The organism is Streptomyces olindensis, from assembly GCF_040645895.1.
GTDB lineage: Bacteria > Actinomycetota > Actinomycetes > Streptomycetales > Streptomycetaceae > Streptomyces > Streptomyces olindensis.
Genome location: NZ_JBEYZD010000070.1, coordinates 22,972 through 48,092 on the forward strand (window position 1 = coordinate 22,972; position 25,121 = coordinate 48,092).

Below are 25,121 nucleotides of genomic sequence, written 5' to 3' on the forward strand. Positions count from 1 at the left end.
GCCTTGATCAGTCCCGTTTGACGAGGGCCCGGTACATCATCTGGAGGGCTCCGCTCGGCGTCGATCGACCTGCTGTCGATTGACGGAACATCAGATGAACGAGCGGCACACGTGCTTGATGTCCGCTCCGGGCTGGTGTTCACGACGACCTGAGGCGGCGCCGGGCGCATGTTTGAGCCCAAGGAATCGTGCTCCGGCGTGAGAGCCCCCCGGGCTCTTGCGTTGTCCAGGTTCAGATCAATCCTGACCTGGGTTTCCTCAGTCGGCGGGCGATCTCCAACTGGCCGTCGTCCAGAGGGCGGCCGTCCTCGATGTCCCACAGGGCGTTCTGGAGGAGGCGGCCGAGGGTCCAGGCGCGGGCGCGGGGGCGGTCCAGGGCGAGGATGTCGGTCATGGCGTCGAAGCGCCAGAGGATGTCGTCGGCGTCGTAGCGGTTGTCGAGGGCGGGCCACAGTTCGAAGCCGGGGTCGCCCGCGAGGGGCTTGGGGTCGATCGCGAGCCAGGCGGCGCGGTCGGAGGCGAGGACGTTCTCGTCGTGGAGGTCCCAGTGGAGGAGCCGGTCGCCCGGTTCGTCGACCACCTCGCGTACGGCGGCGGCGCAGTCCGCGACGACGCGGCGGGCCTCGGGGTCGGGGATGCGGTCCAGTGCCCAGGGCGTCTGGTCGAGCATGGCCCGGGCGATGTCGCCGAGGCGCCGCATGCCGGGCGGGGCGGGGAAGGAGGTGAGGTGGGCGAGGAGCTCGGCGATGGTGGTGACGGCCTGGTGGGGATCCGGGACGTGGGAGAGCATCCGGCTCTCGTCGAGGCGCTCCAGCAGCATGGTGCCGGTGGGCGCGTCGTGGTCGAGGAGGCGGACGGCTCCGTCGCCGTCCCAGAGGCGCAGGGCGACCGGTTCCCCTTCGCTCTCCTCGTCGAGGATCTGGAGTTTGAGGACCGCGGGGGTGCCGTCGCGGCGGAGCACCGGGAGGACCAGGGCGGAGACGCCGTGCATGGGCGGTCCGTCGGGTTCCAGCTCCCAGCGGTCGAGGAAGCCGGCCGTCAGGTCGGGCAGTGAGGCGATGAAGGCGCGGCCGGCCTCGCCGTTGAACTTCTCCTGTGATGCCGCCAGTTCACGGGGAATGTCGATCACTCTCGGCACGGTAGTGGGGGAGTGGTGGCTGAGCATTCGAATTTGTGGGTGGCGGGCGGAGCGGGGTGCGTCAGGGTTCCAGGACCACCTTCCCCGCCGTTCCCCGCGTCTCCAGCGCGCGGTGCGCGGCCGCGGCGTCGGAGAGGGGGAAGCGGTGGACGGCCGGGGTGAGGCGGCCCGCCGCGGCCTCCGTGAGGGCGCGTAGTTCGAGGGTGCGGACGGGGTCGGGGCCGCCGGCCTTTTGGAGCATGACGGGGCCGAGGACCTCTACGGAGACGCCGTCGACGAGGTAGGGCCCGCCGTCGTGGATGCCCTCGCCGGACCAGCCGAAGACGATGTGCCGGCCGCCGGGGCCGAGCAGGGCGACGGCCTCACGGGCCGCGTCGCCGCCCACGCCGTCGAAGACGACGGTGGCGGTCCGGCCGCCGAGGTGGGCGCGGACCTTCGCGGGCCAGGCGGGGTCGGTGTAGTCGACGGCGAAATCGGCGCCGTTGGCGTGGACGCGGGCGACCTTCTCCGGCCCGCCCGCGAGGCCGACGACGGTGGCTCCGGCGTTCTTGGCGTACTGCACGAGGAGGGTGCCGATGCCACCCGCGGCGGCCGGGACGACGGCGACCGAGTCGGGGCCGAGGTCGGCGAACTGCAGGATCCCCATCGTCGTACGGCCCGTGCCGATCATGGCGACGGCCTCGGCGAAGTCGAGGTTCTCCGGGATCTCGTGCAGGCGTTCGACGCCGGTGACGGCCAGTTCGGCATAGCCGCCGGGGGCGAAGCCGAGGTGGGCCACGACCCGCTTGCCGAGCCACAGGCCGGCGACGCCCTCGCCCAGGGCCTCGACGACCCCGGCGACCTCGCGGCCGGGGATCGTGGGCAGCGGTGTCGGTTCGGGTGCCGGTCCCCGGGCGCCCTCGCGCAGGGCCGTGTCCAGGAGGTGGACGCCCGCCGCCCGTACGGCGATCCGGACCTGGCCGGGGCCCGGGCGGGGGTCCTCGACGTGCTCGTAGGTGAGGTTCTCGGCCGGGCCGAAGGCGTGCAGGCGGATGGCGCGCATGCGGGGCTCCTCGTGTGGTCGTGGTCTGCGCCCCCAGCCTTCAACCTCAAGCATGCTTGAGGTCAAGCTCCCGCCTGCCGAGGGCCAGCGACACCGCCGTCAGGGCGCTGTTGAAGGAGACCTCCGACAGCACGCCGGGGGCCGCGACCTGGTCGCCCGCGAGGTAGACGCCGTCGCCCCGGTCCACGGCGGGCCGGTCGCGCCAGCTGGTGCCGGGCAGGTCGACCGCGCCCGTACGGCCGTTCGCCACCGCCTCGCGCCGCCAGGTGACGCGCTCGCGCCAGCCCGGGAAGCCCAGGTCGAGCAGCTCCTCGGCGCGGGCGGTGCCGTCGGCCTTGGACTCGTGCGGGGCGACGGGGATCTGTCCCTGGATCAGCTGCTCGCCCGCGGGAGCGAGGCTGCGGTCCTGGGCGGTGAACCGTTCCAGCCAGCCGGGCGCGTCGAGGTCGGAGACCACGAAGGCGTCCCCGCGCCGGGTGCGCACGGCGAGGTCGACGAGGACGGTACGGCCGCTCGGCCAGGTCAGCGAGTCGTCGCCGAGCAGCCGCCGGGCGGCGTCGAGGGAGGTGGCGACGACGACCGGCGTGTCCGTGGGGAGCGTGTCGACGCGGGACAGGGTCTCGATCCGCACGCCCAGGTTCCAGGCGCGGGCGGCCATGCGGTCGATGAGGCTCGCCCAGCCGCCGCGCGGGTAGTGCGCCTCGGGCGGCAGCTTGGTGGCGCGGCGCAGGCGCTCCTGCACGAACGCGGCCGACAGGGAACCGGGGTCGTGGTGGAAGAGGGCGACGGCGGAGTAGTGGGCGGCGGCCCGGGCTCCCTCCTCGCCCGCGATGCCGGTCGCCCAGGTGAGGAAGTCGACGTCCACCGGTGCCTGCCGGCCGGTCCGGCGCAGCAGCTTCAGCATCGGGAAGGGCGGGGTGCGGCGCAGCGCGCCCTGGTGGCGCAGCCGCAGCCGGGCCGCCTCCAGGGGCGGGATCGGGGCGAGCGGACCGATGAGGTCGCGCTGCCGGAGCCAGGCCCAGTGCGGGCCGCCGTTGTAGAGGGCGTGCGGGCCCTCGTTCGTGCGGTAGGGGCCCTCGGCGGTGCGGGCCCGGCCGCCGAGCGTGTGGTGGGCCTCGTGGATGGTGACCTTGGCGCCCGCCTCGGCAGCGGTGATGGCCGCGGTCAGTCCGGCGAAGCCGCCGCCGATCACGGTGATGCGGTGCATGGCTGGGGTCTCCCTGCGGTCGTCGTGGTGGCCTGTCGGGAGTACGACGGTCCGAGCGCGCCGGAATGTGACATCGAGGGCGTTCACCCAGGTCAGGGCGTGTTGTCAGTGGTGGCGTGCAGCATGGGGGCATGGCGAGGAGAGCGGCGGGCGGTACGGGTGTGAAGGGCGCGCGGCGACCGGAGCTGCGGCTGCCGGTGCTGGAGCCGTACGAGGGCGGGGGGCTGGAGCCGGACGGGGACTACGACGGGCTGGAGTTCAAGGACGCCGACCTCGGCGGGCAGGACGGCTCGGGCGCGCGCTTCATGGACTGCGCGCTGACGGGGTGCGCGCTGGACGAGACCCGGCTGCGGCATGCCCGGGTCCTGGATTCGGCCCTGAGCGGCGTGCGGGGTGTGGGCACGGACCTGGCCGAGGCGACCCTGCGGGACGTGGAGCTGACCGACGCCCGCCTCGGCGGACCGCAGCTGCACGGGGCGGTGCTGGAGCGGGTGCGGATCCGCGGCGGCAAGATCGACTATCTGAACCTGCGCACGGCCCGGCTCAGAGACGTCGTCTTCGAGGCCTGCGTCCTCGTCGAGCCGGACTTCGGCGGGGCCCGTCTTGAGCGGGTGGAGTTCGTCGACTGCGCGCTGAAGGGCGCCGACCTCCACGCGGCGACCCTCGTCGACGTCGACCTGCGCGGTGCCGCGTCGCTGGAGATCAGCCGAGGGCTGGACCGGCTGTCGGGGGCGGTGATCAGCACGGCGCAGCTGCTGGACCTGGCGCCGGTGCTGGCGGCGCAGTGGGGGATCCGGGTGGAGGGGTGAGCGTCCGGCCCGTCAGGGGATCCGGGGGAAGCGGGCCTGGAGGGTCCAGATCGCCGGGTTCTCCGCGAGGTCGTCGTGCAGGTCGGTCAGGTCGGCGATCAGGTCGTGCAGGAAGTCCCGGGCCTCGCGGCGCAGTTCGGCGTGGGAGACGGTGAGCGGGGGCTCCTCCGCGCGCATCCAGTCGGCCTCGATGTCCACCCAGCCGAAGCGCCGCTCGAAGAGCATCCGGTCGGTCGACTCGGTGAAGTCCAGCTCCGCCCGCTGCGGCCGGGACGCCCGGGAGCCCGCCGGGTCCCGGTCGATGCGCTCCACGATGTCGCACAGCGCCCACGCGAAGTCGAGCACCGGCACCCATCCCCAGGCTGTGGACACCTCGTGGTCCGTCTTGGTGTCCGCCAGATAGACGTCACCGCAGAACAGGTCGTGCCGCAGGGCGCGGACGTCCGCGCGGCGGTAGTCGGTCTGCGGAGGGTCCGGGAAGCGGTTGGAGAGGGCGTAGCCGATGTCGAGCACGGATGTGATGGTGTCACGCGACCGTAGGATCGCGACCGTGGCCCGATCTGTACGTCTTGTCCCCGCCCTGCTCGCCTCCGCCCTCACCCTCTCCGGGTGCGACGGCGGAGTGCACGGCACACCGGGCGGCTCCGGCGTACGCGACCCGTACTTCCCGAAGGCGGGCAACGGCGGCTACGACGTCACCCACTACGCCCTGCGCCTGACCTACGACCCGGACGCGCACCACCTCACCGGCACGGCCACCGTCACCGCCCGCGCCACCCAGGACCTCTCCGCCTTCAACCTCGACCTCGACGGCCTGGAGGTCGACCGGGTCACCGTCGGCGGTGAGACGGCCCGCTGGAACCGCGCCGGGCAGGAGCTCACCGTCCGGCCGCACACCGACGTCGACCGGGACGACACGTTCCGCGTGACCGTCCGCTACTCCGGTGCGCCCGGGACCGTCACCGACCCGGACGGCTCCCGCGAGGGCTGGCTGCGCACCTCGGACGGGGTACTCGCGCTCGGCGAGCCGACGGGGTCGATGACGTGGTTCCCCGGCAACCACCACCCCTCCGACAAGGCGGCGTACGACCTCACGGTGAGCGTCCCGCAGGGCCTGCGGGCCGTCTCCAACGGGGAGTTGCGCGGCGAGCGGACCGCGCGGGGCCGGACGACGTACGTGTGGCACACCGGCGAGCCGATGGCGAGCTACCTCGCCACACTCGCGATCGGCCGCTTCGACATCAGCCGTTCCAGGACCCCGGACGGTCTGCCCGTGTACACCGCCGTCGACCCGGCCGAGGCGGGGGCGAGCCGGCCGGTGCTCCGGCGGATCCCCGAGGTGCTGCGCTGGGCGGAGCGGCGGTTCGGGCCGTACCCCTTCTCCTCCACCGGCGCGATCGTCGACCGGGCGGCCGACCTCGGCTACGCCCTGGAGACCCAGAACCGCCCGGTCTTCCCCGGCGCCCCCGACGTCACGCTCCTCGTCCACGAACTCGCCCACCAGTGGTACGGCGACTCCGTCTCGCCGAAGAGCTGGCGGGACATGTGGCTCAACGAGGGCTTCGCCACGTACGCGGAGTGGCTGTGGGAGGAGGACCACGGCGGGAAGACCGCGCAGGAGACCTTCGACGCGCTGTACTCCGACGACTCCTCGGACACCGATGACCCCTCGGACACCGACGACTCCTCGGACACCGAGGAGGCCGGGGAGTCCGTCTGGGCGTTCCCCCCGGCCGATCCGCCGAGCGCCGCGCGGATCTCCGACGCGCCGGTGTACTGGCGGGGCGCGATGGTGCTGCAGAAGGTCCGTCAGACCGTCGGCGACGAGCGGTTCTGGCGCATCCTCAAGGGCTGGGCGGCCGAGTACCGGCACGGGAACGCCGACACGGCCGACTTCACGGCCTACGTGGAGAAGCAGGCGCCCGGGGAGGACTTCGAGGCGATCTGGGAGGACTGGCTGTACGGGGAGGGGAAGCCGGAGCGGCCCTGAGCCCCTACGGCGTCTCCAGTCGCTTGCGCAGCACCGCGCACGGGCGGTCCAGCCGGCGGTCCCGGCGGTCGTCGATGATCTCGTAGCCGAGGGCGGTCCAGAAGGCGAGGGCCTTCGGGTTGTTCGCCAGGACGGCGAGGCGCACGGCCGTCCGGCCGGCCTGGCGGAAGCGGTCCTCCACGAGGGTGGCCAGACCGCGGCCGTGGCCCTGGCCCCGCAGGCTCGCGTCCACCATCAGCAGGCCGATCCAGGGGTCCGGGTCGGCGGGGTCGGGGTGGTGGGCGAGGGTGACGGCGATGCCGATCAGACGGCCGAAGCTGCGGGCGAGCAGGATCTCCGTGCCGGGCTGTTCCCACTCCTCGGCCAGGGCGGCCGCGACCTGCTCGGGGCGGATGTCCTTCGGGTCGGGGAAGTCGCCGGTGAGGGTGTGGAACTCGTGGTTGGAGGCGTAGAGGGCGGTCAGCTCCGCGAGGAGGGAGTCACCCAGGGGGGCCATGGGCAGGGGGTCGAGGATCACGTGGGGAACGTATCCCGAGCGGGGGCGGTGCGCCGTAGGGGATGCGGTGCCTTGTCCGGTGCGGATCGTCTGTGGCTTGTCGCGCCCACGCGGCGAAGCCGCATGTCGATACAGCCCCGCGCCCCTGAGGGGGCGAAGCCCCCAGGGCCGGTTGTCCGGCCCTGGGGGCTTCCCGCGAAACGCTTCGGTGTCCGTCAGACGTTCACGCCGAAGTCCTGGGCGATGCCGACCAGGCCCGAGGCGTAGCCCTGGCCGACCGCGCGGAACTTCCACTCGGCGCCGTTGCGGTACAGCTCGCCGAAGACCATGGCCGTCTCCGTGGCCGCGTCCTCCGACAGGTCGTAGCGGGCGATCTCCGCGCCGCCGGCCTGGTTGACGATGCGGATGTAGGCGTTGCGGACCTGGCCGAAGTTCTGGCTGCGGGTCTCGGCGTCGTAGATCGAGACCGGGAAGACGATCTTGTCGATGTCGGCCGGGAGGGCCGCGAGGTTGACGTTGATCGCCTCGTCGTCGCCGGCGCCCTCACCCGTGCGGTTGTCACCGGTGTGGACGATGGAGTTGTCCGGGGTCTGCTTGTTGTTGAAGAAGACGAAGTGGGCGTCCGAGTAGACCTTGCCCTGCGTGTTGACCGCGATCGCGGAGGCGTCGAGGTCGAAGTCCGTGCCGGTGGTGGTGCGGACGTCCCAGCCGAGGCCCACGGTGACGGCGGTCAGGCCCGGAGCCTCCTTGGTGAGCGAGACGTTGCCACCCTTGGACAGGCTTACAGCCATTGTTGGGAGTCCCTTCCCTCGTTTGCATGCGGCAAAGAAGCTGCGGAAATGAAGCTACAGCTACCCCCATGAACGTGGAGAGGGGTACGCGAGGTTCCAGGTCCTTTACTTTCTTTACCCGCGATATTCGGGTGACGTGGACCGGACAGGAGCGGGAACATGGACGGCATGTCCGGTCCCCATGTCATCCGCGGCTCCGTCTCCCTGCCCGAGGCCGAGCTCATGTGGCGTTTCTCGCGGTCGTCCGGGCCGGGCGGGCAGCACGTCAACACCAGTGACTCGAAGGTCGAGCTGAGCTTCGACCTGGCGCGCACCGAGGCGCTGCCCGAGGTGTGGAAGCGGCGGGCGCTGGAGCGGCTGGCCGGGCGCCTGGTCGACGGTGTCGTCACCGTACGGTCCTCCGAGCACCGCTCCCAGTGGCGCAACCGCGAGGCCGCCGCCGTACGGCTCGCCGCGCTCCTGGCCGAGGCCACCGCACCCCCGCCCAAGCCCCGCAGGCCGACCCGCATCCCGCGCGGCATCAACGAACGGCGGCTGCGGGAGAAGAAGCAGCGCTCGGAGACCAAGCGGGGGCGCTCCGCGCGGGACTGGAGCTAGGGGGTGTCCGCACAGTCGCGTCGTTCGCCCGGAGGGCGGGCCCTGCGGCGTCATGGGGGTCCCCCCTGCTCGAGCGAAGCCGAGAGCTTGGGGGAGCGTGCTCTCGGCGTGCCGGGCGGACGCCCGCGTACTGGTTGTACTCGGGTGTTCGCCCGGTGCGGCGAGTGGGGGTACCCCCTGCTCGAAGAGCTTGGGGGAGCGTGCCGGGCGTCGCGGGGCAGGCGGGACTTTGCGGACACCCCCTAGGTCGTCGACCGCCGCCGCCGCGCCCCCGGCCGCCGCTCGCTGGGCCGCGTCACCGGATCCCCGGCCTCCACGGCGGCGGCTCTCCGCTTCGCGCCGAAGTCGGCCAGGGCCTCCGCCAGCTTGAGCACGGACGGCTCCGGAGCCATGACGTCCACCCGCAGCCCGTGCTCCTCGGCGGTCTTCGCCGTGGCCGGGCCGATACAGGCGATCACGGTCACGTTGTGCGGCTTGCCGGCGATGCCGACCAGGTTCCGCACGGTGGAGGACGACGTGAACAGCACGGCGTCGAAGCCACCGCCCTTGATCGCCTCGCGGGTCTCCGCCGGCGGCGGCGAGGCCCGCACGGTCCGGTAGGCCGTGACGTCGTCGACCTCCCAGCCCAGCTCGATCAGCCCGGCGACCAGCGTCTCCGTGGCGATGTCGGCCCGAGGCAGGAAGACCCGGTCGATCGGGTCGAACACCGGGTCGTACGGCGGCCAGTCCTCCAGCAGCCCGGCGGCCGACTGCTCACCGCTCGGCACCAGGTCCGGCTTCACGCCGAACGCGATCAGCGCCTTGGCGGTCTGCTCGCCCACGGCCGCGACCTTGATGCCCGCGAAGGCACGCGCGTCGAGCCCGTACTCCTCGAACTTCTCCCGCACGGCCTTGACCGCGTTCACCGAGGTGAAGGCGATCCACTCGTAGCGGCCCGTCACCAGGCCCTTGACCGCGCGCTCCATCTGCTGGGGCGTGCGCGGCGGCTCGACGGCGATCGTCGGCACCTCGTGCGGCACGGCCCCGTACGACCGCAGCTGGTCGGAGAGCGACACCGCCTGCTCCTTGGTCCGCGGCACGAGCACCTTCCAGCCGAACAGCGGCTTGGACTCGAACCACGCGAGCTGGTCGCGCTGGGCGGCGGCGGAACGCTCACCGACCACGGCTATCACCGGCCGGCCGCCGTCGGGCGAGGGCAGCACCTTGGCCTGCTTCAGCGTCTGCGCGATCGTGCCGAGCGTGGCGGTCCAGGTGCGCTGCCGGGTGGTCGTACCGGCGACGGTGACCGTCAGCGGGGTGTCCGGCTTGCGCCCGGCGGAGACGAGCTCGCCGGCCGCCGCGGCGACGGAGTCCAGCGTCGTGGACACGACGACCGTGCCGTCCGACGCCCCGACCTCCGTCCAGCACCGGTCCGAGGCCGTCCGCGCGTCGACGAACCGCACGTCCGCGCCCTGCGCGTCCCGCAGCGGCACACCGGCGTACGCGGGCACACCGACCGCGCTCGCGATACCGGGGACGACCTCGAAGGGCACCCCGGCGGCGGCGCACGCCAGCATCTCCTCGGCGGCGTACGTGTCGAGGCCCGGGTCACCGGACACCGCACGCACGACCCGCCTGCCGCCCCGCGCGGCCTCCATGACAAGATGTGCGGCATCCCGCACCGCGGGGACGGGCGCGGTGGTTGACGTGCCGTCAACTACCGTCAGCTGGGGCGTTCCTGTGCCCGGAGTGGGATCCTGGGAAGGATCCGCGTCCGTGTGCACCTCGGAGACGCCCTGCCTGGCGTGCTGACGTACGACGTCGAGCACTTCGTGCTCGGCGACGAGGACGTCCGCGTTCGCCAGTGCCTCGACGGCGCGCAGAGTGAGCAGTCCCGGATCTCCGGGTCCGGCACCCAGGAAGGTGACGTGCCCGTGTTCAGGACCGGCGGAAAGGGTGGTGGGGCTCAATGTGCTCGCTCCCCCATCAGACCGGCCGCGCCCTGGGCGAGCATCTCGGCCGCGAGTTCGCGACCGAGCGCCATTGCCCCGTCGTGCGTCTCGGGCACGGGACCGGTGGTGGACAGCTGCACCATGCGCGTGCCGTCGGTGGTGCCGACGACGCCGCGCAGGCGCATTTCCTTGACAATCTGCCCGTCGGCCAGAAGGTCGGCCAGCGCGCCCACAGGGGCGCTGCAACCGGCCTCCAGGGCGGCGAGCAGTGATCGCTCGGCCGTCACGGCGACCCGCGTGAACGGGTCGTCGAGTTCGGCGAGCGCGGCGACGAGGTCCGCGTTGGCCGCGGTGCACTCGATCGCCAGGGCCCCCTGGCCGGGGGCGGGCAAAACCGTGTCGACCGACAGGAAGTCGGTCACCTCGTCACCCCGGCCGATCCGGTTCAGCCCGGCGGCGGCCAGCACGACGGCGTCGAGCTCCCCCTTGCGCACGAACCCGATGCGGGTGTCGACGTTGCCGCGGATCGGAACCGTCGCTATGTCCAGGCCGTGGCTGCGCGCGTACGCGTTGAGCTGGGCCATGCGGCGCGGCGAGCCGGTGCCGATGCGGGCCCCGCGGGGCAGGTCGGTGAACTTCAGGGCGTCCCGCGCGACGATCACGTCCCGCGGGTCCTCCCGCACGGGCACGGCGGCCACGACCAGCTCGTCGGGCTGCGTGGTCGGCAGGTCCTTCAGCGAGTGCACCGCGAAGTCGACCTCGCCCCTCAGCAGCGCGTCGCGCAGGGCGGTCACGAACACGCCGGTGCCGCCGATCTGGGCGAGCGCCTCGCGCGAGACGTCGCCGTACGTGGTGATCTCGACGAGCTCCACGGGCCGCCCGGTCACCCGGCTCACGGCCTCGGCCACCTGCCCGGACTGGGCCATGGCGAGCCTGCTCCGCCGGGTACCGAGCCTCAGCGCCTTGTCAGTCATGCCGGGCCTCGGTCTCTCTGGGTGGTGCTGTCCTCGGCCCGGGAGACGGCGGCGACCGTCTCGGGGTCGAGGTCGAACAGGGTCCGCAGCGCGTCCGCGTACCCGGCGCCGCCGGGCTCGGCCGCGAGCTGCTTGACCCGCACGGTCGGCGCGTGCAGCAGCTTGTCGACCACGCGCCGCACGGTCTGGGTGATCTCCGCGCGGTGCTTGTCGTCGAGGCCGGGCAGTCGCCCGTCCAGCCGGGCGATCTCGCTGGCCACGACGTCGGCGGCCATGGTGCGCAGGGCGACCACGGTCGGCGTGATGTGCGCGGCCCGCAGTGCTGCCCCGAAGGCCGCGACCTCGTCGGAGACGATACGCCTGACCTGGTCCACATCGGCAGCCATCGGAGCGCCCGCGGAGGCCTCCGCCAGCGACTCGATGTCCACCAGCCGCACCCCGGCCAGCCGGTGCGCGGCCGCGTCTATGTCGCGCGGCATCGCCAGGTCGAGCAGGAAGAGCACGGGCTCGGGCCGCTGCGGCTCCTCGACCGGCTCGGGCCGGCGCCGCTCGGGGATCCGCCCGACGGTGGCGACGGTCGCGGCGAGCGCGGCGATGGCGTCGGTGTCCGCGGCGGGGTCGAGCGTGCCCGGGCGGGCCGGGCTCGCGGTCCGCTGGCCGCCGCCGGCCGTGCCGTTGTCCACCCACGCCGCGTGCTGCTCCAGGTCGGCGGCGGCCATGCCGGCCACGGCGGCCTCGCCGAGCACGGAGAATCCGGCGGTGCCCTGCACCGCGGAGAGGTCCAGCGGGCAGCCGTCCTCGCTGCCGAGGCTGGTGCCGGTCAGGCCGCCCTGCCGCGCGTCCGGCCCGGTCGTACGGCCGGAGCCGCCCGGCGCCGCCGGTCCGTCGCCGCCGGTCCCGGCGTCCGGCTCGGGCGTCCGGCCCCCGACCGCATCCGCGACCGACTCGGCCGTCAGGACCAGGCCCGTCGCGCCGGTGCAGGAGACGGCGACGTCGGCACGTGTCAGCTCGGCCGGCACCGATTCCATCGGTACCGCGCGGGCCAGCACGTCCGTGTCGTCGCCCTCGGACAGGATCTGCGCGAGGCGCTCGGCGCGGTCGAAGGTGCGGTTGGCGACGACGACCTCGGCGACCCCGGCCCGCGCGAGCGTGGCCGCGGCCAGGGAGGACATCGACCCGGCGCCGATGACCAGGGCCTTCTTGCCCCGGGCCCATTCCTGTACGTCGCCGCCCCGGGCCAGCTGCTCCAGGCCGAAGGTGACCAGGGACTGCCCGGCACGGTCGATGCCGGTCTCGGAGTGGGCGCGCTTGCCGACGCGCAGGGCCTGCTGGAACAGGTCGTTCAGCAGCCGTCCCGCGGAGTGCAGCTCCTGCGCCCGGGCCAGGGAGTCCTTGATCTGGCCGAGGATCTGCCCCTCGCCGACGACCATCGAGTCCAGACCGCAGGCCACCGAGAACAGGTGGTGGACGGCACGGTCCTCGTAGTGCACGTAGAGATAGGGAGTGAGCTCCTCCAGGCCGACCCCGCTGTGCTGGGCGAGCAGCGTGGACAGCTCGGCGACACCGGCGTGGAACTTGTCCACGTCGGCGTAGAGCTCGATGCGGTTGCAGGTGGCGAGCACCGCGGCCTCGCTGGCCGGTTCGGCGGCGACCGTGTCCTGCAGCAGCTTGACCTGCGCGTCCGCGTTCAGCGAGGCCCGCTCCAGCACGCTGACCGGGGCGCTGCGGTGGCTGAGTCCGACGACGAGGAGGCTCATGCCGGCATCACGGCGGGCATGTCCCCGTCGGGCCCCTGGTCGGCGGAGTCGCTGCGGGCGGCGGCGGCCGGGAGCGCGCCGTCGGCGCTCGCGGCCTCCTCGCCGGCCTTGCGCTGCTCGTGGAAGGCGAGGATCTGCAGCTCGATGGAGAGGTCCACCTTGCGCACGTCGACGCCCTCGGGCACGGACAGCACGGTCGGCGCGAAGTTCAGGATGGAGGTGACACCGGCGGCCACGAGCCGGTCGCAGACCTGCTGGGCGGCACCGGCGGGGGTGGCGATGACACCGATCGACACGCCGTTGTCCTGGATGATCTTCTCCAGGTCGTCGGAGTGCTGCACGGGAATGCCGGCGACGGGCTTGCCCGCCATGGCCGGATCGGCGTCGATCAGCGCGGCGACGCGGAAGCCGCGCGAGGCGAACCCGCCGTAGTTGGCGAGGGCGGCGCCGAGGTTGCCGATACCGACGATCACGACCGGCCAGTCCTGGGTGAGCCCCAGTTCGCGCGAGATCTGGTAGACGAGATACTCGACGTCGTAGCCGACACCCCGCGTCCCGTACGAGCCGAGGTACGAGAAGTCCTTGCGCAGCTTCGCGGAGTTGACCCCCGCGGCGGCCGCGAGCTCCTCCGAGGAGACCGTGGGAACCGAGCGCTCCGACAGTGCGGTCAGAGCGCGGAGGTACAGCGGAAGCCGGGCGACGGTGGCCTCGGGAATCCCTCGGCTGCGGGTCGCCGGTCGGTGAGTTCGGCCAGTTGCCACGGTGCTCCTGCGGGTAGAGCGGGGCTGTAGGCGGTCATACGTCCCTACATGACCGCCCCGTCGAAAGCAGGCTATGTCTTTGTGAACGCGTGCACAAAGATGGTGTCCGTTTTGCCCGCCCAACGTGACCGGGCTCACGCGCCCCCGGCGCACGGGTGGGGAACCGGCACACAGGCACCACCGTTCCTTGTCTTCTGGGGGCAAAACAACACACTCTCCTCAGTGAATCCCGCCCCCGAGACCAAGTCGCCATCGATCCTAAGCGACCACGGGGGCCGCTTTGGACTGCTCGGTCAGTCGTCCCACCGGTCGGGATCAGTCGTTCAGCGCCTTGCGCAGGCGGTCCTCGTTCACGCGCCAGAACGTGTGCTGCCTGCCGTCCACCAGCACGACCGGGATCTGCTCCCAGTACTGGTCGTGCAGTTCCCGATCCTCGGTGATGTCCTTCTGCTCCCAGGGGACTCCCAGATCACCGCACACCTTCTCCACAACGACCTGTGCGTCATCACACAGATGACAGCCGGGCTTGCGGATCAGCGTGACGAGCCGGTCCCGAGGGGGCTTGCGACGGAAGAGAGGGCTCATGTCGGCCATTGTCGCGCGCCCATGGAGGAGGGGAACCCCGTAAGCGGCCAGGGGACGCGCCGATCGGGCCCGTACCGAGCGGCATCTTTAACGACACGCTTGCCGAGAGTTCACAGGCTTCAAACCTCGCGACTCCGGAACCCCCGAACAAACTGGCTATGCTCACGCCATGGCCGCTCTCGGATGGCTCACTCCCCGTAGGCGCTCCGCCACGGCGCGGAGCGTTTTGGCAGGCGAGGCCTCGGCGGAGGCAGCACGCAAGTCCTCACAGGAGGCTGCCGGCACGACCGAGGAACCGCAGTTCCCGGTCCACGGCGACGACCGGGCCGCCGCCTTCTTCGACCTGGACAACACCGTCATGCAGGGCGCGGCCCTCTTCCACTTCGGGCGGGGCCTGTACAAACGGAAGTTCTTCGAGACCCGCGACCTCGCCCGCTTCGCCTGGCAGCAGGCGTGGTTCCGGCTGGCCGGCGTCGAGGACCCCGAGCACATGCAGGAGGCCCGCGACTCGGCCCTGTCGATCGTCAAGGGCCACCGCGTCGCCGAGCTCCAGTCGATCGGCGAGGAGATCTACGACGAGTACATGGCCGAGCGCATCTGGCCCGGCACCCGCGCCCTCGCCCAGGCCCACCTGGACGCGGGCCAGAAGGTCTGGCTCGTCACGGCCGCCCCCGTCGAGATCGCCCAGGTCATCGCCCGCCGCCTCGGCCTGACCGGCGCCCTGGGCACGGTCGCCGAGTCCGTCGACGGCGTCTACACGGGCAAGCTCGTCGGCGAACCGCTGCACGGCCCCGCCAAGGCCGAGGCCGTCCGCGCCCTGGCCGCCGCCGAGGGCCTGGACCTCGGCCGCTGCGCCGCCTACAGCGACTCGCACAACGACATCCCGATGCTGTCCCTGGTCGGCCACCCCTACGCCATCAACCCGGACTCCAAGCTGCGCAAGCACGCCCGCGAGCTGGACTGGCGCCTGCGCGACTACCGCACCGGCCGCAAGGCCGCCAAGGTCGGCATCCCCGCCGCCGCGGGCGTCGGCGCGGTGGCCGGCGGCACGGCGGCCGCCATCGCCCTGCACCGCCGGCGCCGCTGACCGGTCGATCAAACCGGAACACCTTCGTTTACGGGATGACAAACCCCGTAAATCCAACTGGCGTACCCCCACAACCTCATGTCCAGTCCTCTTGGCTGCACACGGCCACAACACGCCCTGGACTCAGCCGCAATCCGAATCTTTCCGATCAACAACCGCTCACGCTGCGGCACTTGATCGGGCGTCAATCGGTTACGGAAGCGACGTAATCGATGATTTGAGCAACTCGGTGTAGCAGCGCCTGCACGAAGCGTTATTCTCCTCAGACGCAAACCGGTACCCCTCCGTCGCTACGACGGGTGAAAGGTCCCGCACTGCACGTGATGGAAGCTCTGCCTCTGGGAGTCCCGTGTACCCACACGTCGGGGTTGACGCCTCGGGCCTGGCTACGCTGCGCGCAACGGTCCTCGACCTGTTGCGCGGCTTCGTCCCCACCGCGTACGCCGTCCCCGCATTCGCCACCGCCGCGCCCGTCGGCCCGTGCTACGCACTGGCCGACGGCAGCGCCGCGGTCGGCAGACGAGGCCGCCCGTCCGGGGCGGCCACCGCCCGCCGCCCGGCGGCGGACAGCGACAGCGCCCGGATGATGGACCTCGTCGAGCGTGCCCAGGCCGGCGAGGCCGACGCCTTCGGCCGCCTCTACGACCAGTACAGCGACACCGTCTACCGGTACATCTACTACCGGGTCGGAGGAAAGGCCACCGCCGAGGACCTCACCAGCGAGACCTTTCTGCGTGCCCTGCGCCGCATCGGCACGTTCACCTGGCAGGGCCGGGACTTCGGCGCCTGGCTCGTCACGATCGCCCGCAACCTCGTCGCGGACCACTTCAAGTCCAGCCGCTTCCGCCTCGAGGTCACCACCGGCGAGATGCTCGACGCCAACGAGGTCGAGCGCTCCCCCGAGGACTCCGTCCTGGAGTCACTCTCCAACGCCGCCCTGCTCGACGCGGTGCGGCGGCTCAACCCCCAGCAGCAGGAGTGCGTGACGCTCCGCTTCCTCCAGGGCCTCTCCGTCGCCGAGACCGCCCGGGTGATGGGCAAGAACGAGGGCGCCATCAAGACCCTCCAGTACCGGGCCGTCCGCACCCTCGCCCGGCTCCTGCCGGAAGACGCCCGCTGACCGGACGACACACTCGGCGACAGTCAACTCACTTTCCGTGAAAGTCCGTTGACTTCCCCATCCGATCGTTCTCCGTCCGTAACCCAAGTGCCAAGCCGCTCGTTGTGCGGGATGCAGGCTCCCTGTGGTCACCCCCTGGCCGACTCCGATCACTCGATCGTGTGGTCGTGGTCAGGGTGTGCAACCCTCAGGACCCCCTGGGGAGTCGACCGTCATGACGAGAGGAGGTGCCGCCAGTGATCGCGAACGTATCGGCGCACCGGCGGGCGAACGCCTTCGCCCAGGCCTTGGAGGAGCAGTCCGAGCAGGGCACGGCGGCCGAGCAGTCCGAAGGATCGCCACCGGCCCCGGAAGCCGCGGAACCGACCGAAGGGGCGCGCCTGCTGGCGCTCGCCTCCGGTCTCGGCGCGCTGCCCAAGCCGGAGCTCGACCCGGAGGTCAAGGTCGTCCAGCGGGCCCAGCTGGTGGCCGCGTTCGAGGCCATGCTCCAGGAGGGCACCGCGGGAGGCGGGGCGACGGACCGTGCGGTCCCCGAGCAGCGCTCCAGCCGGGCCCGTGGCGCCCACCGCGCGGGCTCGCTGAAGAAGTTCCGGCCGCGTTCCCGCCTCGCCAAGGGCCTCACTGCGGGCGGGCTCAGCGTGGGTGTGGCCGCGAGCGCCTTCGGCGGCGTCGCCGCCGCCAGCTCCGACGCCCTGCCCGGTGACTCGCTCTACGGCCTCAAGCGCGGCATCGAGGACGTCAAACTCGGGCTGGCGGACAGTGTGGACGAGCGCGGCCGGGTCTACCTCGACCACGCCTCCACACGGCTCAGCGAGGCCCGCCGCCTGATGGAGCGCGGCCGCAGCGGCCCCCTGGACCACGAATCCCTGGGCGAAATCCGCCGCGCCCTGTCCGGCATGCGGCACGACGCTTCGGAGGGCCACCGGCTCCTCAGCGAGGCGTACGAGCGTGACCCGGACTCGCTCGGCCCCATCCAGGCCCTGTCCGCGTTCTCCCGCTCCCACCGCGAGGCCTGGGGCGAACTGCGCGAGCGGCTCCCCGTCCAGCTCGGGGACGTCGGCGACCAGGTGTCGTCGGTGTTCGACGCCATAGAGGAGGACGTCGCCCCGCTGCGGTCCCTGCTGCCCGAGCCCCCGGCCACGGGCGGCGGCGACGGCAGGCGGCAGGGCACCTCCGAGTCGGCCTCCACCGGCTCCTCCGCCACCGACCGCTCGGCCCGGCCCAGCGACAGCGGCGGCGGGCGCACCGACAAGGGCCGTACCGACAGCGGCAGCCCCAGCCGCTCGGCCGGCTCCGGCAGCGACAGCGACGGCCTGCTCGGCGGCAACACCGGCGGCCTGCTCGACCCGCCGCAGGACGGCGAGGCCAGCACCTCCCCGTCGGCGGACGGCGCCACTCCCGTCCCCGAGCCGGATGTGACGCTCCCGCCGCTCCTGCCCGACCTGCTGCCCGGCCTGGGCATCGACAGCGAGGACGCCGACTAGCCGGCGGCGGTACGACAGCGGGGGCGCCCCTTCGGCAAGGGGCGCCCCCATCGTCGTACCCGCGCGAGCTCGGCGAGTCGTACGCCGGGCTAGAAGAAGACCGAGCGGCGCTGCACCAGCAGCTTGTACAGCGTGTGCTGGATCTGCTCCCGGACCTGGTCGGTCAGGTTGAACATCAGCATGGGGTCCTCGGCCGCCTCCGGCGGATAGCCGTCCGTGGGGATCGGCTCGCCGAACTGGATCGTCCACTTGGTCGGCAGCGGAACCGCCCCGAGCGGCCCGAGCCACGGGAACGTGGGCGTGATCGGGAAGTACGGGAAGCCCAGCAGCCGGGCGACCGTCTTGGCGTTGCCGATCATCGGGTAGATCTCCTCGGCGCCGACGATCGAGCAGGGCACGATCGGCGTCCCGGCGCGCAGGGCCGTCGAGACGAAACCGCCGCGGCCGAAGCGCTGGAGCTTGTAGCGGTCCGCGAAGGGCTTGCCGAGGCCCTTGAAGCCCTCCGGCATCACCCCGACCAACTCGCCCTGCTCCAGCAGCCGGGACGCGTCCTCGGCGCAGGCCAGGGTGTGGCCCAGCTTGCGGGCCAGTTCGTTGACCACCGGCAGCATGAACACCAGGTCCGCCGCGAGCAGCCGCAGATGCCGGCCCGCCGGGTGGTTGTCGTGCACGGCGACCTGCATCATCAGGCCGTCCATCGGCAGCGTCCCGGAGTGGTTGGCGACGATCAGGGCGCCGCCCTCGGACGGGATGTTCTCGATGCCCTTCACCTCGACCCGGAAGTACTTCTCGTACAGCGGGCGCAGCAGGGACATCAGGACCTGGTCGGTCAGTTCCTCGTCGTAACCGAAGTCGTCGACCTCGTAGTCACCGGTGAGGCGGCGGCGCAGGAAGGACAGGCCGCCCGCGATCCGCCGCTCCAGACCGCCGTCACCGTCCCCGGACCGCTCCGGCGGCTGTTTCTCGGATGTCACCGGAACATCATCCTGCGGAACAGCCCTGGTGGGCAGGGGCTGCACCTCACGGACCGGCACGGACTCCGCGCCCGGGCGCCGGCTCGCCCCGCTCCGGCGCCGCTGGGGGCGCTGCGCGACGCTCCCCCGGGACCGGTCGTCGTCGAACGGAATGACCTTGGCATCCGCCATCGTTGATGCGCTCCTCAGTCGGCGCTCTGCGTCGGGGTCTGGCCGCCGCCCGCGAGGGGCAGCGCCGCGATCCGGTCGACGGCCCCCGCAAGGGCCTCCGGCGGAAGAAGTCCGGGGCCTTGGCTGCGTGCGAAGTCCGCGAACGTCTCCGCGGTCGTGTACTTGGGCTGGAATCCCAGCGTCTCGCGCATCTGGCCCGTGGCCACGACCCGGCCGTGGGTGAGCAGCCTGATCTGCTCGGGCGAGAAGTCCGTCATGCCCAGCGTACGCACCAGCGAGCCCGCCCAGGTGACGGCCGGGAGCAGCAGGGGCACCGTGGGGCGCCCGAGGCGCCGGGAGCACTGGGAGAGCAGCAGCACGCCGTCGCCGGCGATGTTGAAGGTGCCGCTGTTGAGGGTGCCCCGCCGGGGCTCGTGCGAGGCGATGCGCAGCACCTCGATCACGTCGTCCTCGTGCACGAACTGCAGCCGCGGGTCGTAGCCGAACACGGTCGGCAGCACCGGCAGCGAGAAGTACGAGGCGAGCGGGGTGTCCGCGGTCGGGCCGAGGATGTTGGCGAACCGCAGCACGCACACCGCGACGTCCGGCCGGCGCCGGGCGAAGCCCCGCACATAGCCCTCGACCTCGACGGTGTCCTTGGCGAAGCCGCCGCTGGGCAGGGACTTGGGCGGGGTCGTCTCGGTGAAGACGGCCGGGTCGCGGGGCGCGGAGCCGTAGACGTTCGTGCTGGACTTCACGACCAGGCGCTGCACGGCCGGGGACTTCTGGCAGGCACCGAGCAGCTGCATGGTGCCGATGACGTTGGTCTCCTTCAGGGAGGCCCGGTTGCCGCTGCCCAGCGGCGTGCCCGTCACGTCGAGGTGGACGATCGTGTCGGCGCCCGTCTCGGCGAGCACCCGCGCGATGGTGGGCTGCCGGATGTCGGCCTGGACGAAGTCGGCCCCGCCCAGATGGTGCTCGGGGGGCACCGCGTCCACGGCGACGACCCGGTCCACCTCGGGGTCCCGCTGGATCCGCCGCACGAACCGGCCCCCCAGCTGGCGGGCCACACCGGTCACGAGCACGACCTTGCCCAAGATCCGCGCCTTCCTTCCAGAAAACCTCTTGCCCGCCGCGTTCCCCCGTGGGGCCAACTTAGCGGGTTGTTGTTGCGCTGTGATGACCGCCCGATGCGGCAGGTGACGGAAGCAGCCGGACGTACGAGCCGATACACGTGTGGCCCCCCACCTGTGGGTGGGGGGCCACACGCAACGCTTTCGCGGCGTCCGCGTCGCGAACTTACTTCTTGTTGCGACGCTGAACGCGCGTGCGCTTGAGCAGCTTGCGGTGCTTCTTCTTCGCCATCCGCTTGCGCCGCTTCTTGATAACAGAGCCCACGACTACCCTCGCTCACTTCTCATCACTCGGTTGTTTGGGCGCCATGGGCCCACACGACCTACGAGGGGCTAGCCTACCCGCCCGAGCGCTGAGGTCGTAATCGAGGGGGCCAGGGTGATCCCGAGTGCCCTGTGAGGGACCACCCCGCCCCAGCCGTCAGGCGGTTTCCACCCCCACGTAACTCTCGCGGAGGTACTCGTGAACCGCTTGCTCCGGGACGCGGAAGGACCGCCCCACACGGATCGCGGGCAGATGACCGCTGTGCACCAACCGGTACACGGTCATCTTCGACACTCGCATCACCGAGGCGACTTCCGCCACGGTAAGGAACTGAACCTCGTTCAGAGGCCTCTCGCCAGCTGCAGCCATGACACACCTGAACCTTCCGCACTCGACGGCCACCGGCTTCCCCTTCCGGTGACTCTTCGTCGCTGCGTGCTCACTCCCCAATGTAGGGGCGGGTGATGCGAGTGGGGAAGAGGTGCACCCATCGGCGGCCTACTGTGACAGACACGCCCGATTGAGTACGTAGCGGGTAAGCGGCAGGTAGTAATCAGACCGCACGCCGTCATCAAGTGGAACGACGACGGCCACGGACCCCTCGGCCTCCCCGACGAACGGGGCCGGATCGTCCGCATCGGCCGGCCCGATGGCCTCGAACCCCAGCTGACCTGCTCCGCAGACCCACCCGTGGTCCCCGATCACCAGCTCCGGAAGGGGCCCGCCGGCCTCCGCGACAGCGGCCAGTACGGTACGAACCGGGAGAGGTGAGTGCGTATGTGCGCCGGGTGCACAACCGGGGCGTTTCGCGCCGGAGGTCCGCACCAGCGCGACTCCTCGTACGTAGTCGAGGTTGTACGTACGTAGGCCGAACCGGGTCGTTATGTCGACACAGCGACCCTGCGCGGGGGTGAGGACGGCACACCCCGCCGCCGACAGCGCGTCTGCCAGAGCGGCGTAGAAACCGAGCAGCCGGTGGGGGTGCCCGGTACCGAGGAGCACGGGCGCGCCCCTCCGGGCGGCCTCGGCGAGACGTTCCGCGAAGGCGTCCAGCGCGGCCAGGGTCCGCTCCGGTGCGATCACGTCCTGGCCGGAAGTCCGCCGGAAATCGGCTGGAACTCCACATCTGTCCGCCATCAGCTCGATCAATTCCCGCTGATTCCAAGCGCCTTCGGGATCAAGACCGAGCAGCACCCGGGGATCCCGGGCGGCGAAGAGCCGGTACCTGCGCAGGCTCTCCTCCCGCGAGGTCGCCACGGTCCCGGCGAGCCGTGCGCCGACCAGGTGCGCACGAAGGGCTTCGGGGGTCAGCACCTTGTGATCGTGCGCGACCGGCGCCGCGCATGTCCCGGGAACGGGCGAACACCGCACGGTCGGCGTACGCACCGGGCCCGCCGGGCCCGAACCCCGCAGCACGCTCTCAAGCCGACAGACCCCCCACCGGGCAGCTCAGGCCGGCAGGCCCCGCGCCGGACCGCTCAGGCCAGCAGACCCCCGCACACCGGCCCTCTCAAGCCATCCGGCCAGGCGGCGGGCCTCTCAGACCAGCAGGCCCCGTACACCGGGCCTCTCAGACCAGAGCTCCCCTCCCCGCGCCTCTCAGGCCAGCAGTCCCCGCAGCGGGAACACCGCCCGCCGGGACGCCAGCACCGCCTGGTCGAGACGGTCGGCGGGGTCGTAGCCCTCCTCCCAGGAGGACCAGGTGACCGGCCAGCGTCCGTCCGTCATCCGCGCCGGGGCCAACTGCCGCGTCTTCGCGAACACTTCCTGCCGCCACCCCTCGGGGATCATCGCCCCGGGCTCCACGGCCCGGCCGGCCGCGATCGCGACCAGGTGCGTCCACGACCGCGGAACCACGTCCACCACCGCGTAGCCGCCCCCGCCCAGGGCCACCCACCGCCCGTCGGCGTACTCGTGCGCCAAGTCGTGACACGCCACCTGCACCGCCCGCTGCGCGTCCAGCGACACCGCCAGATGCGCCAGCGGGTCCTCGAAGTGCGTGTCGGCCCCGTGCTGCGTCACCAGCACCTGCGGCCGGAAGTCCGTGATCAGCTCCGGCACGACCGCGTGGAACGCCCGCAGCCACCCGGCGTCCCCGGTCCCGGCCGGCAGCGCCACGTTCACCGCCGAGCCCTCCGCGGAGTCCGCCCCGGTCTCCTCCGGCCACCCGGTCTGCGGGAACAGCGTCCGGGGATGCTCGTGCAGTGAGATCGTCAGCACCCGCGGGTCGTCCCAGAACGCCGCCTGCACCCCGTCCCCGTGATGCACGTCGACGTCGACGTACGCGACCCGCTCGGCCCCGAGCTCCAGCAGCCGGGCGATGGCCAGCGAGGCGTCGTTGTAGATGCAGAACCCGGACGCGCCGCCCGGCATCGCGTGGTGCAGCCCGCCCGCGAAGTTCACCGCGTGCAGCGCCTCGCCCCGCCACACGGCCTCCGCCGCCCCCACCGACTGCCCGGCGATCAGCGACGACACCTCGTGCATCCCCGCGAACGCCGGATCGTCCATCGTCCCCAGCCCGTACGACTGGTCCGCCGCCCCCGGATCCACGGAGGCCGCCTTCACCGCCGCGATGTAGTCCTCCCGGTGGACAAGCCGCAGCGTCGACTCCCCGGCCGCCTTCGCGGCGACCACGTCCACCTCCCGGTCCAGCCCGAAGGCGTCGATCAACCTCCGGGTCAGGGCGAGCCGGACCGGGTCCATCGGATGCCCCGGACCGAAGTCATAGCCCGTTACTGCCTCGTCCCACATCAGCTGTGCGCGGCCGCTCATGCCCGCCACCGTATCGGTCCGGTTGAGCGGCGAACGACCGGGCGTACACGAGCGTCACCAGCACCAACACCATCGGCACGAGCATCGCCCCGCGGTAGCTCCACGCGTCCCCGAGAGCACCGACCAACGGCGAACCGATCAAAAACCCCACATAGTTGAAGACGTTCAGCCGTGCGACGGCCGCATCCGAAGCCCCCGGGAACAGCCTGCCGGCCGCCGCGAACGTCTGCGGCACCAGCACACACAGTCCCAGCCCCAGCAGCGTGAACCCCAGCATCCCGACCCACGCCCCCGGAGCGGCGGCCACCACCGCGAACCCGCCCGCCGCCAACAGCGCCCCGCCCCGCACCACCGCGACCGCCCCGAACCGCCGCACCCCGAGGTCCCCGATCGCCCGCCCCAGCAGCGTGGTGACCATGTACACGTTGTACGGCACCGTCGCCATCTGCTCCGAACTGCCGAGCACGTCCTGGAGGTACTTCGCGCTCCAGTTGGAGACGGTCGAGTCCCCGATGTAGGCGAAGGTCATCACCAGGCACAAGGGCAGCAGCCACTTGAACACCACGACCTGACCCTCGCCGTCCGCCCGCTCCTGGGCCACAGGCGTCGCGTCCCGGTCGTCGACGTACCACCGGCTCCCCACCAGCACCGCCGGCAGCAGCACCGCCACGACCGGCAGATACGACACCCACAACGCCAGATCCCAGTGCGCCCCCACCCACGCCAGCGAGGCCCCGGCGATCCCGCCCAGGCTGTACGCCGCGTGGAAACTGAGCATGATGCTGCGCCCGTACGACCGCTGCAGGCTCACCCCGAGCATGTTCATCGACGCGTCCAGCACCCCGACGGCCAGCCCGAACGCGGCGAGGGCCACGCCCAGTTCCACCATCCGCTCCCCGGCCCCGACCCCGAGCAGCGCCAGCAGCACCACGGGCTGGGACCAGCGCAGCAGCCGGCTCGGGGCCACCCGCTTCACCAGCCGCTCGGTGCTCACGCTCCCGATGCCGGCCAGGATCGGCACGGCCGCCAGAAAGGCGGGCAGCAGCGCGTCGGACACCCCGTACCGGTCCTGGATGGCCGGGATCCGCGTCACGAGCAGAGCGAAGGCGACCCCCTGCACCAAGAAGCTGAACGCCAACGAGGCCCTGCCGCGCCGCAGCACATCAGTCATGGCGGCGAGCGTAGAGCCCAGACCTACCCATGGGTAGATCCAGCCAAAGATGAATCCGACTCAGCTTCGACGGGCCTGCGGGCACGGCTCACACGAGCAGGTCGGCCAGCTCCCCCATGTCGGAGAAGAGCCGGGTAGCCCCGGCCAGCTTGTCCGCCGGTGTCATGGCGGTGAACCCGTACACGTCCATGCCGGCCGCGACACCCGCCTGTACTCCCAGCGGACTGTCCTCGACGACGACACACCGCTCCGGCGCGACCCCCAACCGCTCGGCCGCGTACAGGAAGAGATCAGGGGCCGGCTTGCCCCGCCCTACGTCCTGCGAACTGAAGATCCGCTTCTCGTCGAACCACCGGTCGAGCCCGGTCGTCCGGTGCCCCACCCGGATCCGCTCATGGCTCCCAGAGGAGGCCACGCAGTACGCCACCCCGTCCGCGGCCAGCTTCTCCAGGACTCCGGACGCTCCGGCCACGGCCACCAGATCCTGCTCGAACGCCGCGAACACCCGCGCGTGGAAGACGTCGTCGAAGTCTTCCGGCAGCCGCTGCCCCGTCCGCTCCAGCACCAGCTCATGAATCCGGTGCATCGCCGATCCCATGTAGTCCCGGATGGACTCCTCGTAGGAGGTGGGGTGCCCCAGTTGGGTGAGGTACGCCGCGAGCAACCGGTTGGAGATGGGCTCGCTGTCGACGAGCACACCGTCATTGTCGAAGATCACCAGGTCATAGCGCATGGCATCGACCCTAAACGCAGAAAACCCCCGTATCCGAAGATACGGGGGTTTTCCCAAAAATTGTTCGGCGGCGTCCTACTCTCCCACAGGGTCCCCCCTGCAGTACCATCGGCGCTGTAAGGCTTAGCTTCCGGGTTCGGAATGTAACCGGGCG

General features: G+C 71.8%; 25 protein-coding genes and 1 rRNA gene. 6 read left to right on the forward strand and 20 right to left on the reverse strand.

Annotated features, from left to right (window positions below):
- Positions 1-232: 232 nt before the first annotated feature.
- The 3 genes from ABZ948_RS32595 to ABZ948_RS32605 are packed head-to-tail and all read right to left on the reverse strand — an operon-like array spanning position 233 to position 3,387.
- Positions 233-1,165, reverse strand: a complete 933-nt coding sequence (locus ABZ948_RS32595; RefSeq protein WP_435857686.1) for an aminoglycoside phosphotransferase family protein — start codon at positions 1,163-1,165, stop codon at positions 233-235.
- Between the two features lie 34 nt (positions 1,166-1,199).
- Entirely contained in the window at positions 1,200-2,180 is a 981-nt protein-coding gene (locus ABZ948_RS32600; protein WP_359765645.1) for a zinc-binding dehydrogenase, read from the reverse strand.
- 46 nt (positions 2,181-2,226) lie between these two features.
- Entirely contained in the window at positions 2,227-3,387 is a 1,161-nt protein-coding gene (locus ABZ948_RS32605) for an FAD-dependent oxidoreductase (RefSeq protein WP_359765647.1), read from the reverse strand.
- Between the two features lie 131 nt (positions 3,388-3,518).
- Between ABZ948_RS32605 and ABZ948_RS32610 the strand changes: the two genes are divergently transcribed.
- Positions 3,519-4,196 (forward strand): pentapeptide repeat-containing protein, encoded by a 678-nt coding sequence (locus ABZ948_RS32610; RefSeq protein WP_359765649.1) that lies wholly within the window; start codon positions 3,519-3,521, stop codon positions 4,194-4,196.
- A 12-nt stretch (positions 4,197-4,208) separates the two neighbouring features.
- Here the strand turns inward: ABZ948_RS32610 and ABZ948_RS32615 are convergent, their stop codons facing one another.
- Complete coding sequence (locus ABZ948_RS32615) at positions 4,209-4,709, reverse strand: hypothetical protein (RefSeq protein ID WP_031113712.1); 501 nt, start codon at positions 4,707-4,709, stop codon at positions 4,209-4,211.
- Here ABZ948_RS32615 and ABZ948_RS32620 point away from each other — a divergent pair.
- Positions 4,699-6,186 (forward strand): M1 family metallopeptidase, encoded by a 1,488-nt coding sequence (locus ABZ948_RS32620; RefSeq protein WP_435857687.1) that lies wholly within the window; start codon positions 4,699-4,701, stop codon positions 6,184-6,186. The genes ABZ948_RS32615 and ABZ948_RS32620 overlap by 11 nt on opposite strands.
- Positions 6,187-6,190: 4 nt before the next feature.
- Here ABZ948_RS32620 and ABZ948_RS32625 read toward each other — a convergent pair whose 3' ends face one another.
- Together ABZ948_RS32625 and ABZ948_RS32630 are read right to left on the reverse strand one after the other, a co-directional pair.
- Positions 6,191-6,703, reverse strand: a complete 513-nt coding sequence (locus ABZ948_RS32625) for a GNAT family N-acetyltransferase (RefSeq protein WP_359765652.1) — start codon at positions 6,701-6,703, stop codon at positions 6,191-6,193.
- 194 nt (positions 6,704-6,897) lie between these two features.
- On the reverse strand, positions 6,898-7,473 hold the full coding sequence (locus tag ABZ948_RS32630) for a TerD family protein (RefSeq protein ID WP_234846570.1): 576 nt from the start codon (positions 7,471-7,473) through the stop codon (positions 6,898-6,900).
- Positions 7,474-7,632: 159 nt separating this feature from the next.
- Between ABZ948_RS32630 and arfB the strand changes: the two genes are divergently transcribed.
- Entirely contained in the window at positions 7,633-8,070 is a 438-nt protein-coding gene (gene arfB, locus ABZ948_RS32635; RefSeq protein WP_359765654.1) for an alternative ribosome rescue aminoacyl-tRNA hydrolase ArfB, read from the forward strand.
- 242 nt (positions 8,071-8,312) lie between these two features.
- Here arfB and ABZ948_RS32640 read toward each other — a convergent pair whose 3' ends face one another.
- From ABZ948_RS32640 to ABZ948_RS32660, 5 genes are all read right to left on the reverse strand, one after another.
- Positions 8,313-10,019 (reverse strand): bifunctional uroporphyrinogen-III C-methyltransferase/uroporphyrinogen-III synthase, encoded by a 1,707-nt coding sequence (locus ABZ948_RS32640; RefSeq protein ID WP_359765655.1) that lies wholly within the window; start codon positions 10,017-10,019, stop codon positions 8,313-8,315.
- The gene (hemC, locus tag ABZ948_RS32645; protein ID WP_359765657.1) at positions 10,016-10,975 is read right to left on the reverse strand and encodes a hydroxymethylbilane synthase; all 960 of its coding nucleotides are present in this window, start codon (positions 10,973-10,975) and stop codon (positions 10,016-10,018) included. Before hemC ends, ABZ948_RS32640 begins: the two co-directional genes overlap by 4 nt.
- On the reverse strand, positions 10,972-12,732 hold the full coding sequence (locus ABZ948_RS32650; RefSeq protein WP_359765659.1) for a glutamyl-tRNA reductase: 1,761 nt from the start codon (positions 12,730-12,732) through the stop codon (positions 10,972-10,974). The genes hemC and ABZ948_RS32650 overlap by 4 nt, the downstream gene beginning before the upstream one ends.
- Entirely contained in the window at positions 12,729-13,493 is a 765-nt protein-coding gene (locus tag ABZ948_RS32655) for a redox-sensing transcriptional repressor Rex (RefSeq protein ID WP_359765661.1), read from the reverse strand. The genes ABZ948_RS32650 and ABZ948_RS32655 overlap by 4 nt, the downstream gene beginning before the upstream one ends.
- Before the next feature lie 315 nt (positions 13,494-13,808).
- On the reverse strand, positions 13,809-14,087 hold the full coding sequence (locus ABZ948_RS32660) for a glutaredoxin family protein (RefSeq protein ID WP_359765663.1): 279 nt from the start codon (positions 14,085-14,087) through the stop codon (positions 13,809-13,811).
- Between the two features lie 160 nt (positions 14,088-14,247).
- Here ABZ948_RS32660 and ABZ948_RS32665 point away from each other — a divergent pair, with 160 nt between their 5' ends.
- The 3 genes from ABZ948_RS32665 (at position 14,248) to ABZ948_RS32675 (ending at position 17,769) form a co-directional block, all read left to right on the forward strand.
- Positions 14,248-15,165, forward strand: coding sequence for an HAD family hydrolase (locus ABZ948_RS32665; protein WP_078650873.1), 918 nt, complete (start codon positions 14,248-14,250; stop codon positions 15,163-15,165).
- 349 nt (positions 15,166-15,514) lie between these two features.
- Positions 15,515-16,285 (forward strand): ECF subfamily RNA polymerase sigma factor, BldN family, encoded by a 771-nt coding sequence (locus ABZ948_RS32670; RefSeq protein ID WP_031117141.1) that lies wholly within the window; start codon positions 15,515-15,517, stop codon positions 16,283-16,285.
- 236 nt (positions 16,286-16,521) lie between these two features.
- Entirely contained in the window at positions 16,522-17,769 is a 1,248-nt protein-coding gene (locus ABZ948_RS32675; RefSeq protein WP_359765666.1) for a DUF5667 domain-containing protein, read from the forward strand.
- A gap of 89 nt (positions 17,770-17,858) precedes the next feature.
- Here the strand turns inward: ABZ948_RS32675 and ABZ948_RS32680 are convergent, their stop codons facing one another.
- From ABZ948_RS32680 to rrf, 9 genes are all read right to left on the reverse strand, one after another.
- Complete coding sequence (locus tag ABZ948_RS32680) at positions 17,859-18,914, reverse strand: lysophospholipid acyltransferase family protein (protein ID WP_359765668.1); 1,056 nt, start codon at positions 18,912-18,914, stop codon at positions 17,859-17,861.
- Positions 18,915-18,928: 14 nt separating this feature from the next.
- A complete protein-coding gene (locus ABZ948_RS32685) occupies positions 18,929-19,990 on the reverse strand; it encodes an NAD-dependent epimerase/dehydratase family protein (protein WP_359765670.1) in 1,062 nt (353 codons plus the stop codon).
- Between the two features lie 202 nt (positions 19,991-20,192).
- Positions 20,193-20,291: a 30S ribosomal protein bS22 gene (locus tag ABZ948_RS32690; protein ID WP_003948845.1), complete on the reverse strand. Its 99-nt coding sequence runs from the start codon at positions 20,289-20,291 to the stop codon at positions 20,193-20,195.
- Between the two features lie 156 nt (positions 20,292-20,447).
- Positions 20,448-20,660, reverse strand: coding sequence for a helix-turn-helix domain-containing protein (locus ABZ948_RS32695; RefSeq protein WP_004984898.1), 213 nt, complete (start codon positions 20,658-20,660; stop codon positions 20,448-20,450).
- A gap of 129 nt (positions 20,661-20,789) precedes the next feature.
- A complete protein-coding gene (locus ABZ948_RS32700; RefSeq protein WP_359765672.1) occupies positions 20,790-21,605 on the reverse strand; it encodes a phosphatase in 816 nt (271 codons plus the stop codon).
- Positions 21,606-21,890: 285 nt separating this feature from the next.
- On the reverse strand, positions 21,891-23,063 hold the full coding sequence (locus ABZ948_RS32705; RefSeq protein WP_359765674.1) for an acetoin utilization protein AcuC: 1,173 nt from the start codon (positions 23,061-23,063) through the stop codon (positions 21,891-21,893).
- Positions 23,014-24,234, reverse strand: coding sequence for an MFS transporter (locus tag ABZ948_RS32710; RefSeq protein ID WP_359765676.1), 1,221 nt, complete (start codon positions 24,232-24,234; stop codon positions 23,014-23,016). The genes ABZ948_RS32705 and ABZ948_RS32710 overlap by 50 nt, the downstream gene beginning before the upstream one ends.
- A gap of 88 nt (positions 24,235-24,322) precedes the next feature.
- Positions 24,323-24,967, reverse strand: coding sequence for an HAD family hydrolase (locus tag ABZ948_RS32715; protein WP_359765678.1), 645 nt, complete (start codon positions 24,965-24,967; stop codon positions 24,323-24,325).
- Between the two features lie 62 nt (positions 24,968-25,029).
- Positions 25,030-25,121, reverse strand: a 5S ribosomal RNA gene (gene rrf / locus ABZ948_RS32720); the annotation flags it as partial.